The organism is Streptomyces sp. SAS_281, from assembly GCF_052542855.1.
Genome location: NZ_JBMNDO010000153.1, coordinates 1 through 16145 on the forward strand (window position 1 = coordinate 1; position 16145 = coordinate 16145).

At 73.1% G+C, this 16145-nt stretch carries 13 protein-coding genes; 5 read left to right on the plus strand and 8 right to left on the minus strand.

The window, feature by feature from the left end; translation table 11 throughout:
* Window positions 1-120 precede the first annotated feature (120 nt).
* The 7 genes from ACN6LM_RS34530 to ACN6LM_RS34560 form a co-directional block, all read right to left on the minus strand.
* A complete protein-coding gene (locus tag ACN6LM_RS34530; RefSeq protein ID WP_445069330.1) occupies window positions 121-1161 on the minus strand; it encodes a BMP family lipoprotein in 1041 nt (346 codons plus the stop codon).
* A gap of 138 nt (window positions 1162-1299) precedes the next feature.
* Window positions 1300-2529, minus strand: a complete 1230-nt coding sequence (locus ACN6LM_RS34535) for an amidohydrolase (RefSeq protein WP_445069342.1) — start codon at window positions 2527-2529, stop codon at window positions 1300-1302.
* Window positions 2530-2728: 199 nt separating this feature from the next.
* Window positions 2729-3340, minus strand: a complete 612-nt coding sequence (locus tag ACN6LM_RS34540) for a hypothetical protein (protein ID WP_445069331.1) — start codon at window positions 3338-3340, stop codon at window positions 2729-2731.
* A 308-nt stretch (window positions 3341-3648) separates the two neighbouring features.
* A complete protein-coding gene (locus ACN6LM_RS34545; protein ID WP_445069332.1) occupies window positions 3649-4707 on the minus strand; it encodes a hypothetical protein in 1059 nt (352 codons plus the stop codon).
* Window positions 4708-4718: 11 nt separating this feature from the next.
* Window positions 4719-5654 carry an N-acetylneuraminate synthase family protein gene (locus ACN6LM_RS34550; protein WP_445069333.1) on the minus strand — a complete coding sequence of 312 codons (936 nt, stop codon included), beginning with the start codon at window positions 5652-5654 and terminating at the stop codon, window positions 4719-4721.
* An 11-nt stretch (window positions 5655-5665) separates the two neighbouring features.
* Window positions 5666-6886, minus strand: coding sequence for a cytidylyltransferase domain-containing protein (locus ACN6LM_RS34555; protein ID WP_445069334.1), 1221 nt, complete (start codon window positions 6884-6886; stop codon window positions 5666-5668).
* A 29-nt stretch (window positions 6887-6915) separates the two neighbouring features.
* Window positions 6916-8265: a DUF6716 putative glycosyltransferase gene (locus ACN6LM_RS34560; RefSeq protein WP_445069335.1), complete on the minus strand. Its 1350-nt coding sequence runs from the start codon at window positions 8263-8265 to the stop codon at window positions 6916-6918.
* Window positions 8266-8474: 209 nt separating this feature from the next.
* On the opposite strand from ACN6LM_RS34560, the gene ACN6LM_RS34565 reads away from it, so the two are divergent.
* The 4 genes from ACN6LM_RS34565 (at window position 8475) to ACN6LM_RS34580 (ending at window position 14298) form a co-directional block, all read left to right on the plus strand.
* Window positions 8475-9452 (plus strand): glycosyltransferase family 2 protein, encoded by a 978-nt coding sequence (locus ACN6LM_RS34565; RefSeq protein ID WP_445069336.1) that lies wholly within the window; start codon window positions 8475-8477, stop codon window positions 9450-9452.
* Complete coding sequence (locus ACN6LM_RS34570; RefSeq protein ID WP_445069337.1) at window positions 9452-10813, plus strand: polysialyltransferase family glycosyltransferase; 1362 nt, start codon at window positions 9452-9454, stop codon at window positions 10811-10813. Before ACN6LM_RS34565 ends, ACN6LM_RS34570 begins: the two co-directional genes overlap by 1 nt.
* Window positions 10814-10816: 3 nt before the next feature.
* On the plus strand, window positions 10817-13300 hold the full coding sequence (locus tag ACN6LM_RS34575) for a YfhO family protein (protein ID WP_445069338.1): 2484 nt from the start codon (window positions 10817-10819) through the stop codon (window positions 13298-13300).
* Between the two features lie 71 nt (window positions 13301-13371).
* The gene (locus ACN6LM_RS34580) at window positions 13372-14298 is read left to right on the plus strand and encodes a class I SAM-dependent methyltransferase (protein WP_445069339.1); all 927 of its coding nucleotides are present in this window, start codon (window positions 13372-13374) and stop codon (window positions 14296-14298) included.
* 18 nt (window positions 14299-14316) lie between these two features.
* On the opposite strand, the gene leuE is transcribed toward ACN6LM_RS34580, so the two are convergent.
* The gene (gene leuE, locus ACN6LM_RS34585) at window positions 14317-14985 is read right to left on the minus strand and encodes a leucine efflux protein LeuE (RefSeq protein WP_445069340.1); all 669 of its coding nucleotides are present in this window, start codon (window positions 14983-14985) and stop codon (window positions 14317-14319) included.
* A gap of 203 nt (window positions 14986-15188) precedes the next feature.
* Here leuE and ACN6LM_RS34590 point away from each other — a divergent pair, with 203 nt between their 5' ends.
* On the plus strand, window positions 15189-16106 hold the full coding sequence (locus ACN6LM_RS34590) for a L,D-transpeptidase family protein (RefSeq protein ID WP_445069341.1): 918 nt from the start codon (window positions 15189-15191) through the stop codon (window positions 16104-16106).
* Window positions 16107-16145: the final 39 nt, after the last annotated feature.

Consider the following 16145-nt stretch of genomic DNA (forward strand, 5'->3'; position numbering starts at 1 on the left):
TGCGCCGGAGCCAGTACGAGCGCCTGCGTAACCTCGGGGCCACAAGCTACATCCTCAAACACGAGACAAGTGACCCTCACCTGCATGAGGCCGTCCGCCTGGGCCCCGATCGACGGTGGATCAGGTCGTGGTCTTGACCGTGATGGTGCCGTCGACGATCTTCTTCTTCGCCTCGTCGAGCTGGGTCTGGATGTCCTTGAGGTGGTCACCCGTGGGGGTCAGGCTGACGCCGCCCTTGGCCAGCGAGTACGTCTGGGTGCCGGTGATCGGCTTGCCGTCCTTGACGGACTTGACCAGGTCGAAGACGCCGGCGTCGACGTTCTTGACGACCGAGGTCAGGATCGTGTCCGCGTACTTCGCCAGGGCCGGGTCCTTGGCCTGGTCGGAGTCGACGCCGATGGACCAGGCGCCCTTCTTGCCGGCGACGGCCTCGATCGAGCCGGCGCCCGAGCCGCCCGCGGCGGCGAAGATGACGTCGATGCCCTTGTCGAGCATGCCCTTGGCGGCGGCCTTGCCCTTGTCGGGGCTGCCGAAGCCGGACAGGTCCGAGCCGGTGGACAGGTACTGGATCTGCACCGTGGCCTTCGGCTTGGTGTCCATGACGCCCTGGCGGAAGCCGGCCGCGAACTTCTTGATCAGCGGGAGGTCCACGCCACCGATGAAGCCGACCTTGTCGTCCTTGGACTTCAGCGCCGCGGCGACACCGGCGAGGTAGGAGCCCTGCTCCTCGGTGAAGACGATGTTGTTGACGTTCTTCACGTCGGAGACCGAGTCGACCAGGCCGAAGGTGATCTTCGGGTACTTGGGCGCGATCTTGTCGACCGCGTCCTTGTACGCGAAGCCGATCGCGATGACCGGGTTGTAGCCGCCCTCGGCGAGCGACTGGAGGCGCTGGTCGCGGTCGGCCGAGCTTTCACCGGTCTTGGCGGTGAGCTCCTTCGTCTCGGCGTCGAACTCGGCCTTGGCCTTGTCCAGGCCGCGCGCGGCGGAGTCGTTGAACGAGTTGTCGCCACGGCCGCCGACGTCGTAGGCCATGCCGATCTTCATCTTGCCGTCGCCCGAGCCGCTGCTCTCGTCGGACGACTCGCCGCACGCGGTGGCGGTGAGAGCGAGGGCCGCGGTGACGGCGATCGCGGCGCTGATCTTGGATACGCGGCGCAAGGGAAGGCTCCTTCAAACCTGACCGAAGCGCCTCTTCCGGCGCTGGTTTCGCCGCGATCGTAACGCGCGTAGATGTCAGATAAAGCCCTGTACGGAAGCCGTTATCGGATCGTCGCGAACCCGCGGCGACCTGTCCGGTTACGGATGGTTGACGTGGAGCAACGCGGAGGCGGTGAAGAGCTCCACGCCGACCGTGATCGCTTCCTCGTCGACGTCGAAGTTGCCGCGGTGGAGGTCGAGACCGCGGGTGTCACCGGGGGTGCGGACCCCGAGGCGCGCCATGGCCCCCGGAACGTGCTCCAGGTACCAGGAGAAGTCCTCGCCGCCGAGGCTCTGCTCGGTGTCCTCGATGGCGCACGGCCCCCGGCGCGCGGACATCGCGCCGGCCAGGAGGTCGGTCGCGGCGGCCTCGTTGACGACGGGCGGTACGCCCCGGACGTAGTTGATCACCGTCTTGGCGCGGTGCATCCCGGCGACCTCGTCGATCGCGGCGTGCACCAGGTCCGGAGCCTCGCGCCACGCCTTGAGGTCCAGGCAGCGGACCGTGCCGGAGAGCTCCGCGTGCTGCGGGATGACGTTGCAGGCGTGGCCGGTCTCCAGCCGCCCCCATGTCAGGGCGAGCCCGGACCGCGCGTCGACCCGGCGGGCCAGCAGGGCGGGCACCTCGGTGGCGACCTTGGCCGCGGCGGTGACCAGGTCCGTGGTCAGGTGGGGGCGGGCGGTGTGGCCGCCGGGTCCGTCCAGGGACAGTTCGAGGCGGTCGCAGGCGGAGGTGATCGCGCCGACCCGGAGCCCGATCCGTCCGGCGTCCACCTTCGGGTCGCAGTGGACGCCGATGATCCGGCCGACGCCGTCCAGGACCCCGGACCCGATCGCGTCGGGCGCCCCGCCGGGCAGCACCTCCTCGGCGGGCTGGAAGATCAGCCGCACCGGGTTGGGCAGCAGCCCCTGCCGGTCCAGCTCGGCGAGCACGAGGCCGGCGCCGAGCACGGTGGTGGTGTGGACGTCGTGCCCGCAGGCGTGCGCGCGGTCGGGCACGGTGGAGCGGTACGGCACGCCGCTCTTGGTGTCCGGGATGGGCAGCGCGTCGATGTCGGCCCGGAGCGCGAGCATCGGCCGCGTGTCCTCCCCGCGCGTCCCGACGTCGCACATGAGCCCGGTCCCGGAGGCGAGCACCTTCGGCGCGAGCCCGGCCTTCTCCAGCCGGGCCTTGATCGCTGCGGTGGTGCGGAACTCCTGGTTGCCCAGCTCGGGGTGCATGTGGAGGTCTCTGCGGAAGGCGATCAGCTCGGCGCGCAGGGCGTCGGGCAGTGCGCCGGGCAGGCTCTCGTCCCGGGAGGGGCCGGCTTCGGACTCGGGGCAGATCAACTGGCTCACCTTCTGAAGGGTAAGCCTGTTCCCTCCTCAACTGACCATGAAACAAGAAAACTTCAGCCACACAGGCGAATGTTTGGCCGCGTCTCAACGTGTGGGACGCCTGCGGGATGGGTAAACTGCCGCGCTCCCCGGCACCTCGGCCGCGGGGTCCCGTCACCGGGTACCCCGCGTAGCGACCGGCTGGAACCCCTCAGTCCCGCAGGGCCCCGCGTATCGGGAACAGCGCCAGTCCGACGCAGAGGGCCCCCACCGCCAGCAGGTCCAGGCTCGCGGCCATCATGACGGTCCCGGCGAGCACCAGCAGCGGGGACCGGGCCGGGACCCCGTCCCGGCGGAAGAGCGCGAGCAGCGTGAGAAGCGCCAGCAGCCCGAGCCAGAACAGCAGCGGCACCACCGTGTAGACGACCGGCATCACGCCGGGCACGCCCTGCACCTTCTCGAACAGGTCGCTCATCGCCTGCTCGTCCGCCGCGAGGAACCCGACCACCAGGTCGATCACGGCCTGCGCCGCCACCGCCGCCGACCCCAGCAGCCCGATCCCGGCGGCCACCCGCACACCGGCCCGTCTGCCGCCGCGCTCCCCGGCCGGCAGCCGCAGACCCAGGAACACCGGAACGAAAGCGAGCACTCCGGCCAGGAACAGCAGGTGCGCCGCCGACCACCACACCCCTGGCCCGTAGTCACCGACTGCCCGCCCGATGAGCCGCACCACGCCGTATCCGGCCATCAGGGCCGGGCCCGCGAGGAGAGCGGTCGTGGTGGGGGAGCCGTGCTGAAGCCGTGTCAATTCCCGTGTCTGCATACGTCGATGATCGATTCCGGGCAGGGCCGACGGCTATCGGGTACACCCCTGAAGCGCCCCTGAGCCGGACCCTGCGGTACCCAGGGTCGGAGGTGGAACCGCATCAGGGTCCGGCCGCCCCGCCCGCGACGACTTCGACGGGCTGCCGGACGGCGTGGCCGGCGCCTTCGGGAGGCGCTGATGAGGGTGCTGCCCGGCACCCGCGTCGTCCTGCGGTGGCTCGGCGGCCCCCCGGAGCCCACCGGGGAGGTCGAGCACCTGCCGGACACGGAGCCGCCCGTCCTCGTCAGGGCCGTCGCCCCGCACCCTCACGCCTCCCGCGCCACCGCCGTCACACTCCAGGACGCCAGCCGGTGGACGTCGCGGGCCGTCTCCGTGACGCCGCTCAGGAAGCCCTGGGCGCGCGGGGACGCCGTTTCGTGGAGCCATTCGGGGGCGATGTCGCAGACCGCGACCTTCACCTCGGTGCCGGCCAGCGCGAGGGGCAGCGTGTGCACCACGGTGGACGGGAAGCTCAGCACCGTACGGCCGATGGGGCCGCGGCGGGCGATGAGCTCCAGGGGGAGGTCGGGGCGGACGATCTCCAGGCCGGTGACCGCCTCCAGGGCGTGCAGCTTCTCGGTGGACTCACGGCGGTGCGCGAAATAGCGGGTGGCGCCGTGCGTACGGGCGAGGGCGGCGACCGCCTCCAGATAGCGGGCCCGGTCCACCACGCCCGTCTCGACCAGCGAGGTGCCGACCAGGTCCGCGCCCTTGGTGAGCGACGGCGGACCGAAGCGGGACCGGGTCCAGGAGAAGGTGTTCGGGATGAGGGTGACGCCCGGCGGCGGGATCACGGGCATGGCGGTGAACAGCTCGACCTCGCGCGCCGCCGACGGCGTGAACCTGCGCCGCGCGGTGGACGTCACCGGGGCGAGGGCCAGCTCGCGCGGGCTGAGGCCGCCGCGCCGGTGCCAGCGCACCAGGCGCTCGCCCCGGGTGAGCTGGGCGACGAATTCCATGGTGGCGGTGCCGTCGTCGACCACGGTGAGGCGGCGGGGGCGTACGAGCGAGAGCAGCAGCTGCACGTAGCGCGAGAAGGGGTCGCCGATGACGATGTGGTCGGCGTTGCGGACGAGCCGGGTGAGGGCGCGCAGCGACTTCAGCGGGGTGCCCGAGTCGCCGCGCGCCTCCTGCCAGCGCACGGTGATGCCCTCGTCGCGGGCCAGCTCCGCCATCCGGCGCAGCTGGCCGCGCGACATCGGGTCGACCGGGGGGAGGACGACGACGGTGACGTCCGTGAGGACGCGCTCGCCGCCTCCCTCGGTAACGGCCCACTCCAGGACGTTCAGGAGCTGGACCGGGCTCTCGACGAAGGCGAGGTTCACCGGCCGGCCCGTCAGACCGCGACCGGCTCGGCGGCCGTGGCCGCCGCGCCGCTCTCCGCCACGACGCCCGGGACCCGGCGGAGCTTCTTCATCGGGCCGAGCTCGGACTCGTACACCTTCTTGACGCCGTCGCCGAGACTCGCCTCGATGGTGCGGATGTCGCGGACCAGGCGGGACAGGCCCTGCGGCTCGACGGACGCGGCCTGGTCGGAGCCCCACATGGCGCGGTCCAGGGTGATGTGGCGCTCCACGAACGCGGCGCCGAGGGCTACGGCGGCGAGGGTGGTCTGGAGGCCCGTCTCGTGGCCGCTGTAGCCGATCGGGACGTTCGGGTACTCCTGCTGGAGGGTGTGGATGACCCGCAGGTTCAGCTCCTCGGCCTTCGCCGGGTACGTGGAGGTGGCGTGGCAGAGCAGGATGTTGTCGGAGCCCAGCACCTCGACGGCGTGCCGGATCTGGCGCGGGGTCGACATGCCGGTGGAGAGGATCACCGTGCGGCCGGTGGCGCGCAGGGTGCGCAGCAGCTCGTCGTCGGTGAGCGAGGCGGAGGCCACCTTGTGGGCGGGGACGTCGAACTTCTCCAGGAAGGCGACGGCCTCGGTGTCCCACGGGGAGGCGAACCAGTCGATGCCGCGCTCGGCGCAGTGCTCGGAGATGGCCCGGTACTCGTCCTCGCCGAACTCGACGCGGTGGCGGTAGTCGATGTACGTCATGCGGCCCCAGGGGGTGTCGCGCTCGATGTCCCACTGGTCACGCGGGGTGCAGATCTCCGGGGTGCGCTTCTGGAACTTGACGGCGTCGCAGCCGGCCTCGGCGGCCACGTCGATCAGCGCGAGGGCGTTGTCGAGGTCGCCGTTGTGGTTGATGCCGATCTCGCCGGTGATGTAGACGGGGCTGCCGGGTCCGGCGGTGCGGTTGCCGAGGGTGCGCAGGCGGGAGGTGCTCATGAGGGTGTTCCTTACTCGGTGGGGGCTGCGGTGAGGGTGGGGCCCAGGAGCCAGGCCGCGATCTCGCGGATGGCGCCGGAGCCGCCCGGGGTGGTCGTCACGGCGCGCGCCGCTGCGCGCACCGAGTCGTGGGCGCTCGCGACGGCCACGGGCCAGCCGGCGAGCGCGAAGCAGGGGAGGTCGTTGACGTCGTTGCCGACGTACATGACGCGTTCGGGTGCGAGGGACTGCTCGTCGCACCACTGCTTGAGCGCGAGGTCCTTGCGGTCGACGCCGTGCAGGACGGGCACGCGCAGCTTGTGGGCGCGGGCGGCGACGACGGGGTTCTGCTCGGTGGACAGGATCAGCAGCGGTACGCCCGCCTTGCGGAGGGCGGCGATGCCGAGCCCGTCGCCCCGGTGCACGGCGACGGTCTCCCGGCCGTCGGAGTCCACGAGGACCCGGTCGTCGGTCTGGGTGCCGTCGAAGTCGAGGACCACGGCGTCGATGTCGTCCAGGGTCGGCAGCGGGGCCGGGTCCAGGAGCGGGGCGAGCGCGCGGGCGCGGGCCAGGTCGTGCGGGTCGTCGATCTCCAGGACGCGTGCGGGGTCGGTGCGGACCAGCGCGGTGTGGCCGAAGAAGCGGTGGCGGTGGGTGCGGAAGCCGGCGGCGTCCATGGCGTAGGCGGCGCCCGTCTCCAGGAGGTCCTCGGGGCGGTCCTGGCGGCGCGGGCGGACCCGCTTGTCGTGGTTGACGCCGTAGTTGTGCTCCTCGACCGCGGTGCCGTCGCGCCACAGGAAGCCGTGGAAGGGGGCGACGGTCACGGCGGTGTCGGCGCCCTCGCGGGCGACGGCGGCGGCGACCCCGTCGATGTCCTCGCGGGTGACGAAGGGGCTCGTGCACTGGACGAGCAGGACGACGTCGACGGCGCGTCCCCGCAGCGCCTCGTAGGCGTCGAGGGCGTGCAGCACGGCGGCCTCGCTGGTGGCGGTGTCGCCCGCGATCTCCTCGGGACGCTGTACGCAGTGCAGCCGGCCGCTCTCGCCGAGGGCTTCGGCCGCCGCGCGGGCGGCCTCGGCGACGGCGGGCGCGTCGGTCGTCACCACGACGTCGGTGACCTCGCCGGAGGCCAGGCAGGCGTTGACGGCGCGGGCGACGAGCGGGACGCCGCCGACCCGGGCGAGGTTCTTGGCGGGGACGCCCTTGGAGCCGCCGCGCGCGGGGATGACGGCGAGCACGGTGGGTCGGTTCATCGGTGCTCCAGTAGGTGGCTTGTCGGTGGTCACAGCTCCCCCATCCGCCGGACGACCGGGGCGACGCGCTGGACGCCGTGCCGGTACGCGCCCCGGGCCGCGTCCCGGACCGCCTCGCGCACCGCCGTCCTGACCCGGCCGGCCTCGCGGGGCGCGGCGGCGCCGGGCAGCGGGCGGCCGTCGGGGGCCAGGTGGTGGCGGGCGAGGATGCCGGGGAGGTAGCCGGGGGCGGTGGCGGGCGTGTAGTAGGGCGCCGGGTCCGGCAGCCGGCCCCGGGCCAGCAGTGCGGTGACCCGGGCCCGGGCGGTGTCGTACGCGGTGGGGTAGCTGCCGTCGGCGGCGACGCCCTGGCCGGCCAGCCAGTCCGGGTCGGGTTCCGGGTGCCCGCCGCCGTCCAGGTGGTCGAAGGAGGTGAGCAGTCCGGACCCGGTGAAGTGGTGGTTGCCGAGGGCTTCGCGCACTCCGAGGTCGGTGAGGACGGCGGTGGGGATGCGGCGGTGCAGGGACTCCAGGGCGGCCGTGGAGGAGACGGTGACGAGGAGGTCGGTGCGGTCCAGGACCTCGCCCATGTGCCCGTACACCAGGCGGAAGTTGGGCGGGAGGCCACCGGGCAGCCGCTCGGCGAGCCGCTGGTACGGGTGCTCCTCGATGTGCGTGGTGTGCTCGCCGGGCTTGGAGCGCAGCTTGAGCAGGACCTCGCGGCCGGGGTGCAGCCGGGCGTGCTCGACGAGGCGCCGCAGCAGGTACGTCCGGTCGGCGCGGTTCTCCGGTACGGAGGGCTGGGCGGCGAACACCAGGGTGTCGCGGCCCGGTTCGGGGCGGTACGGGTCGCCGCCGAGGAACGGGAGGGCGGCCTCGGTGACGGCCGAGGCGTCCGCGCCCACTCCCTCGTACACCGTACGGAAACGCTGCGCGTCGTGACGGGAGTTGGCGAGGACGACGTCGGCGCCGTGGCGCAGCAGGAGCCCGTCGGTGAGCTTCTCGTAGACGACGCCGACGTAGCCGGTGACGAGGACGGGCCTGGTGGGCAGCCGGAGTGCGGCGATGCCGTGCAGCATGGCCTGCACCGCGCCGCCGACGAGGGCGAGGACGACGACGTCGTACCCCTCGTCCCGTACGGCGTGCAGGAATTCGACGGCGGTGACCTCGCGCACCCGGTCGGCGGGGATCCCCACGTCGCCGACCTCGGCGAGCTGGCGGGGGGTCGGGGTCGCCCGGCCGCGCAGCAGCAGCCCGCTGATCTCCGCCCGCTGGGCGGGCGCCCCGGACACGGGGGCGGTGAGGCGGCGCGCGGTGAGCGCGCCCCACTTCCACCGGGTGTCGGAGTCGGCGATCACGGCTGCCCTGAGGGCGGTCGTCTTTTCGGTACGTCGTGGCACGTCTCCGAATTTAGGAAGGCATTCGGATTCGCGGCCCAACGTGACGGCAACAGCGGGTTAACAGCCCGCCGACACCCGGAGAATCAGCTGATGGAAAGGGCGTTCCGGAGCGGGGAACCGGGCCGGTTCATTGTCCCGACATTCTTCGTTCACCTGGTGTACCCGTCGGCGCCAGGGCAAATGCCGGACCGGCGCCTAGCGTGGTCCGCGTGGTCAAGCTCTCCGTCATCGTGCCGTTCTACAACGTTCGGGCCTACGCCCCCGACACCCTGAGAAGTCTGCGGGCCAATGCCCGCGACGGTGTCGAATTCATCCTCGTGGACGACTGCTCGTCCGACGGGACGCTGGACATCCTCCGGCGCGCCGAGCGCGAGCTCCCGGGTGCCGTCCTGGTCCCGCACGAGCGGAACGGGGGCCTGGCCACCGCGCGCAACACGGGGATCGACGCGGCGCGCGGCGAATACCTCACGTTCCTGGACGGCGACGACTGGGCGGCGCCCGGGCACTACGAGCGGCTGCTGGCCGCGATCACGGCCCTGGGCTGCGATTTCGTCCGTACGGACCATGTGCAGTTCACCGACCGGGTGCGCACGGTGCACCGCGTCCCGTTCGGGCTGCGGAACACCGTGGTCAGCCCGCGCGAGGTGATCCTGCCGGCCGACCGGTCGACGCCGGTGGACTACGCGTACGCCTGGGCCGGGGCCTATCACCGCCGGCTCGCGGATTCGGGGCTGCTGCGGTTCCGGGACGGGCTGCGCACGGCGGAGGACCGGCCGTGGATCTGGCGGCTGCACCGGGAGGCGGAGTCCTTCGCGGCGGTCGGGCTGCCCGGGATCTTCTACCGGCGCGGGGTCGCCTCCTCGCTGACCCAGATCGGCGATGTGCGCCAGCTGGACTTCATCCGCGCGTTCGACCAGGTGCTGGAGGAAACGGCCCTGGATCCGGAGGCGGACCGGCTGATGCCCAAGGCCGTGCGTACGTACTGCGCGGTCATGGCGCACCATTTGGAATCCATCGAAAGGTTCGAACCAGCAGTGGCCAGGAAATTGCGCTCGATGAGTGCGGCTTCGCTGCGGCGCATGCCCCAGGACATTCTCGCGGAAACGCTGAATTCGCTGGGTGAGCGCCGTGCGGACCGGCTGCGCCGGGTGCGCCGCCGCTCGGTGTCGCGGGAGGTCGCGGCCTGATGCCCGCCACCACTCAGATCTTCTCGGCGTGCACGCAGTACGCCGCCGCCACGCTCGTAGCGGCCCTGCGCTCCGGCATGTTCGGACCGCGCTCCGAGCACCGGCGCGTCCTCGTCGTGAGCGATACCTCGCCCGCCCCGGAGCTCGGCACCCCGCTTCATCGGCGTCCCGGATTCGAGGCCCTGGCCGCGGAGTTCGACGCGGTGCGCTCCTGGAACGACTTCATCAGCCCGTTCCACCCGGGCGGCTGGGCGCCCCGGGAGCAGGACGCCCCGTTGTGGGAGCGGGCGGTGCGCGCGGCCTGGGACCTCGGCGACGGACCGGTCGAGCTGGCCTGCGAGTCCATCCAGGCCAACCCCGCGCAGGCGCTGGCAACGGTCTTCGGCGACAGCCCGCTGCATGTGTACGCGGACGGGCTGATGAGCTACGGGCCGACCCGCAGCCGGCTCGACCAGCTGATCGGCACCCGCATCCGCCGACTGCTCCACCTGGACCTGGTGCCGGGCCTGAAGCCCCTGCTGCTCACGGAGTTCGGCGTGGAGCCGGAGGTCGTCCCGACGGACGCGTTCCTCAAAGTCCTGGGCGAACTGGCCGATCCGCTCGCGCCCCCCGTCGTCCCCGGCGAAGGGCCGCCCCCTGCCCTCCTGCTCGGCCAGTACCTCTCCACGCTGGGCATCCTGACGCCCCGCCAGGAGGAGGAGATGCACGCCGGGATGGTGCGCGGAGCGGTCGCCCTCGGCCATACCCGTATCGTCTTCAAGCCGCATCCCAGCGCGCCCGCCCACTGGACGCGAGCCCTGGAGGAGGAGGCGGTACGGCTCGGCGCCACCCTCACCGTCGCGGACAGCCCGGTCCTGGCGGAGACGCTGTTCGAGTCGATGCGCCCCGCCCTCGTCGTCGGCTGCTTCTCCACCGCCCTGCTGACCGCCGCCTCGTTCTACGGGCTGCCGGTCGCCCGGCTGGGCACGGGCCCGCTGCTGCAACAGCTCAGCCCGTACCAGAACAGCAATCGCATCCCCGTGACCATCGTGGACGCGTTGCTCCCCGACCTGGACGACCCGGCAGCGGTGGCCGGCTGGTCGATGCCCTCGCCCGAGACGATCGCGAGCGGGGCCGCCGGGCTGGTCGGCGCGGTCGGCTACGCGATGCAGCCGCAGCTCCAGGCCCCCCTGCGCCCCGCCGCCGAGCGCTACCTGAACGGCCACCGGGACAGCGTGCGGCGGTACTTCAAGCGGCGACGGCTGACCGCGCTCGGGCTGCCCGGGGCCATCCCCGCGCAGCTCACGTTCATCCCGCGCAACGCGACGGTCCGCCGCATCGCGCGCCGGGCCCGGACGCTGAAGCGGGCAGCGGCCCGCTGAGCCATGAGGAAACTCCCGATAATCCGGTCCCCGCGCAGCCGGGGCGCCGCCCTGGCCGCCGTGCTCGCCGCCCTCACCGTCTGCGCCGGGGACGCGGTGGCCCGCGGCTACCCCTTCGGTCCGCACACCCGCAGCGTCAACGACCTGGGCAATCAGTTCGTCCCGTTCCACGCGCGCCTCCAGGACCTGCTGCACGGCCGCGCCGACGGCGGGCTGTTCCTGAACTGGCAGTCCGGCTTCGGGACGGGCTTCCTGCCCGACTTCGGTACGTATCTGAGCAGCCCGTTCGCCCTGCTCGTCGGGGTCTTTCCCCGGGACCGCGTCGACCTGGCCGTGTACGCGGTCACGCTGGTGAAGACCGGGGCGGCGGCGGCCGCGATGACCTGGCTGCTGACGGCGTTGCGGCGGGGACGGGGCAAGGAGTGGGCGGCAGCCGTGCTCGGGGCCTCGTACGCGCTGTGCGGGTGGTCGGTGATCGAGGCCGTGTACAACCCGATGTGGCTGGACGGGCTGATCGCGTTCCCGCTGCTGTGCCTGGCCGCCGAGTGGGCCCGCACGGGCCGGCGGCCGGTGCTGGGCACCCTGCTGGTGACACTGGCCTGGGTGTCGAACTTCTACACCGCGTACATGGCGACGCTCGGTGCGGCGCTGGTGCTGGTGGTGCGTCTGGTGCTGGAGGACGGGACGCGCCGGGAGCGGGTACGGGGGCTGGTGCGGGCGGTGCGGACGGTCCTGCTCGGCGTAGGGCTCGCCGCGCCCGTCCTGGTGCCGGTGTATCTCGGGACGCGGCACGCCTACCCGGGCTGGACGCGCACGTTCGCCCCGGCCGCCTGGCCCGACGTCGCGGCCCGGCTGCTGCCGGCGACGTACAGCTTCTTCACGCCGGCGGTGTTCCTGGGCACCGGCGCCCTGCTCCTGGCGGGCGCCCTGGCCTTCCACCGGGCCGTCCCGCGCGCCGAACGCCTGGTGTGGGCGGGGCTCGTGGCGGGGGTCGCGCTGTCGTTGCAGTGGGAGCCGACGCATCTGCTGTGGCACGCCTTCGCGACGCCCAACGGCAGCCCGTACCGCCAGACGTTCGTGCTGTCCGGGCTCCTGGTGATCGCCGCCTGGCTGTCGGTCGCCTCCGCCTGGCCGGACCGGCGGGCGCTCCTCGGCGGCGCCGGGGTGCTCGTGCTGATCGCCGCCGGGGCCGCGTCCAGCGCCCTGGTCACCGCGTGGACGTACCCGCTGTTCGCGGGGGGTCTGGTGGCGGTGGCGGGCGCCCTGGTGCTGGCCCGTCGCGGCCGGTACGCCGTGCTGGCGGCGCTCCTCCTCGTCGGGGCGCAGGCCGGGCAGGCCGCCGCGACGACCGCGTACGCCGACCGGCAGCGGCTGGGCCGGCTGGACGACTACGCGCCCTGGGGCGAGCGGCAGCGCCTTCAGGCGGCGGCGGTGGCCGAGGCGGACGGCTGGCCGCGCTACCGGACCGATCCCGGTCTGGAGCAGAGCACGGCGAACGATCCGCTGCTGGTCGGCGGCCAGGGCGGGGCGTACTACAGCAGCCACACCCCGGACGTGCTGACCCGCACCTTCCTCGCCCTGGGCGCCGGCTGGACGTCGAACGGCCGGGCCCTCCACGACCTGGACAGCCCGGTGACCGACGCGGTGTTCTCCGTCGGTGCCCGGGTGCACATGCCACGCGACCCGCACCAGGGCTGGAACCGCCCGGACGCCCGCCCGGTCACGGTGACGCGGGCGGAGGTGCCGCCGCTGGTGACGGTACGGCCGGACAACGAGCCGGTGCGCTACGGGCGTTCTCCGTTCCGCAACCAGGAGAGACTGCTCGGCGCCTCCGTCTACACGGTGCCGGCGACCTCGCTGCGCGCGGCGGACGGAACCGACGCGCCGGACGCGGGCGCGTACGACTACGCGGTGCGGCCCGGCACGTACACCCTCCGTGCGGCCTGCCCGGCGGGCAGCGAGGTGTACATGTGGGCGCCGGACCTGTTCGGCCGCGCCCGGCTGGGGGCGGCCGAGGAGGCCGACTTCCGGGGCGAGCTGCCCGGACGGCGGGCCGAGCTGCGGAGGCTCGGCGACGGGGGCGGCGCGCTCGCCGTGTCGTTGCGGGTGGCCCGGCCGGGGACCGTCCCGCACGAGGCCGTGGGCTGCCTGGACCGGGCCCGGCTGGCCGACGCGGTGGCCGGGCTGAAGCGGACGGGGGCGACGCGGGTGACGGTCACCGGGAGCGGTGTGCGCGCCGAACTGCCCCCGGGCACGCGGGGTCTGGCGGTGCTCGCCGCGCCCCGGATCGCCGGGTGGAGCTGCGGGGGCCGCCCGGCCGGCTCGTACCTCGGGCTGGTCGCGGCCCCGGTGAGCGGCGACCGGCCGGTCCTCGACTGCGCGTACCGGCCGCCGGGGCTGAAGGCGGGGAGCCTCGCGGGGGCCGTGGCGCTGCTGGGGCTGGTGGCGGTGGGGGTGACCGGGCGGCGGCGCAGGACGGCGCCGTGAACCCGCGAGGACACCGAGACTTCATCTCCGCGTGGTGGGGCGGTCCGGCGCTCGCGCGTACGTTCCCAGCCATGGTCTCCCTTCTGAACAACCGCCTGACCCGGCGCGCCCTGCGCCCCGCCGCCACCCTGGTCGACCGCCGCGTCCAGCAGCGCGTGGAGCGCGCCGCCGGGCCGTTGCGGGGCGAACTCGCGACCCTGCGGCGGGAGTACGAGGAGGGGCTGCGCGGCCGTCATGCCCTGGAGCTGCTGCTCGACGGGACCGGGCGCGGCGCGCACCGGATGCCCTCGGTCCAGGAGATCGACCGGCTGGTCCGCGAGGTGGGCGCGCTGGCCGGGAACGGGGCGGCGGCGCGGCGGGGTGTGGTGTCCGCCTACCGCACGGTGGTCGCGCTGGAGGCGCTGGGGGTGGGCCGGCTCGCGGGCTCGACGTCCAATGTGTGCGGCAAGCTGGCGACCGTACCGCTGCTGGCCCCGCCGAACGGGCGCATCCTGGAGATCGGCACGCTGTACGGGCTGTTCGCCGCCGCGCTGACCCGGATGACGCACCGGGCGGGGGTCGAGCCGGAGCTGACGATCGTCGACCCGCTGGCCGGTTCCCAGCTCCAGCCGGGCACCTCGCAGGGCGCCGACCCCACAGGCACCCCCGTACGGGAGGACGTGGTGCGGGCCAACCTGGCGCTGACCGGGGGCGGCACGACGCACCACCCCCGGATCGTCCGGGGCTTCTCCAGCGCCCCCGAGGTGCGGGCGGAGGCGGGCGACCGGTCGTACGGGGTGATCGTGGTGGACGGCGACCACTCCATGGCGGGGGTGGCCGCCGACCTGGAATGGGTCGAGGAGATCGTGGCCCCCGGCGGTGTCGTGGTGCTGGACGACTACGGCGACGCGGCGTGGCCGGGTGTCCAGGAGGCCCTGGACAAGCATCTGGCGGACGGTGGTTCGCGGCTGCGGCTGCTGGGCCGCGTGTCGACGTCGGCGTATCTGCGGGCGGAGTGAGGGCGTTCGGCGGCGCCGTCAGACGCTGCTGAGCGACAGCTTCGCGGCGAAGCCGAGGAACAGCACCCCGGCCGCCGAGGTGGCCCCGGCCGAGAGCCGGCGGCGCCGGCGGAAGGCGGCGGACAGCCGGGTGCCGCCGAAGATCAGCGCCGACAGGTACAGGAAACTGGCGATCTGGAGCAGGGTGCCCAGGACCAGGAACGACAGGGCCGGATAGGCGTATCCGGGGTCCACGAACTGCACGAAGAACGAGATCAGGAAGAGGATCGCCTTCGGGTTGAACAGGCTGACCACCAGCGCCCGCCGGTACGGCCGCTCCATGCTGCCGGGAGCCTGCGCCTCGTCCGGCGTCTCCCCGGTGATCTCGGCGACCCGCCGGTGCCGCTCGCGCCACATCGACAGGGCGGCCCGCAGCATTCCGATCGCCATCCAGGTCAGATAGCCCGCGCCCGCGTACTTGACGATCGCGAACAGCACGGGCGTCGTCTGCAGCAACGACGAGGCGCCCAGCGCGGACAGCGTCATCAGCACGGTGTCCCCGGTCCACACCCCGGCCGCCGCCACGTAGCCGGTCCGCACCCCGCGCCGCGCGGCGACGGACAGCACGTACAGCGAATTCGGCCCCGGCAGCAGAACGATCAGCACGAGGCCGGCGAGATAGGTCGGAAGGTCGGTGACACCCAGCATGGAACGGAGTCTCGCATGCGCCCGCGACAGTCCGGAAGCGGGAATTCCGGGGGTATGGGCGCGGAGGGGTGCGTTCTCCGTCACAGACGCGCGACGGTATGGGCGGTGCAGGATTCGGCAACCGGTCGGAGCGGGAACCCGTCCCATGGGATACGCGGGTTCAGGGGCCGGGGACGCCGGGCCCGAGGATGCAGGGGGCTGGGATGATACGCACGGGCAGGACCGGGCGCGGTTACGCGCTCCGAGGGGCCGCTGTCGTGGCCGTGGTGGCGATGGCCGGGGTGACCGCCGGGTGCAGGGAACAGCCCGCGGCCGGTGCGTCGGCGGCACCCTCGGCACCGGCGGGCAGCAGCTCCCCCACCGACGACGCGAAGCCGGGCGGCGGCTCCGCGAGCCCGTCGGCGAGCGCGGAACCGAAGCCGAAGGAGCCGGTCAAGGCGTCGCCGGAGCCGAGCGGGACCCGCACCACTCCGCCCGCCGATCCGCAGGGCAAGGTCCTGATGGCGAGCGGGTCGCAGGGCAGGCAGGTGCGCGAACTCCAGGCACGGTTGCGGCAGATCGGGCATTTCGGCCGTACACCCACGGGCTACTACGGGACCGTCACCGTGGCCGCCGTGCAGTCCTTCCAGGGCAAGCGCGGTCTGCCGCGGACCGGGAAGACGGACACCGTCACCTGGCAGAAGCTGCTCAGCATGACGCACGAGCCGACGGCCGCCGAGCTGAACCCGCCGACGACCCGCCCGGCCGCCAAGCCGGACAAGCGGTGTCTGACGGGACGGGTGCTCTGCATCAGCAAGAACAGCCGCACGCTGTCCTGGATCATCGACGGCACGGTCGTCTCGTCCATGGACGTGCGGTTCGGCTCGCAGTACACGCCGACCCGTGAGGGCACGTTCTCCGTGTACTGGAAGTCGCGCCACCACGTGTCCTCGATCTACCACACGGCCATGCCGTACGCGATGTTCTTCAGCGGCGGCCAGGCGGTGCACTACTCGTCGGACTTCGCGGCCCGGGGCTACAACGGAGCCTCGCACGGATGTGTGAACGTCCGGGACGAGGGGAAGATCGCGGCCCTCTTCGCGCAGGTGCGCACCGGTGACAAGGTCGTCGTCTACAAGTGAGGTGAGGGGCGGGGGGGGGGGGGGGGGGGGGGGGGGGGG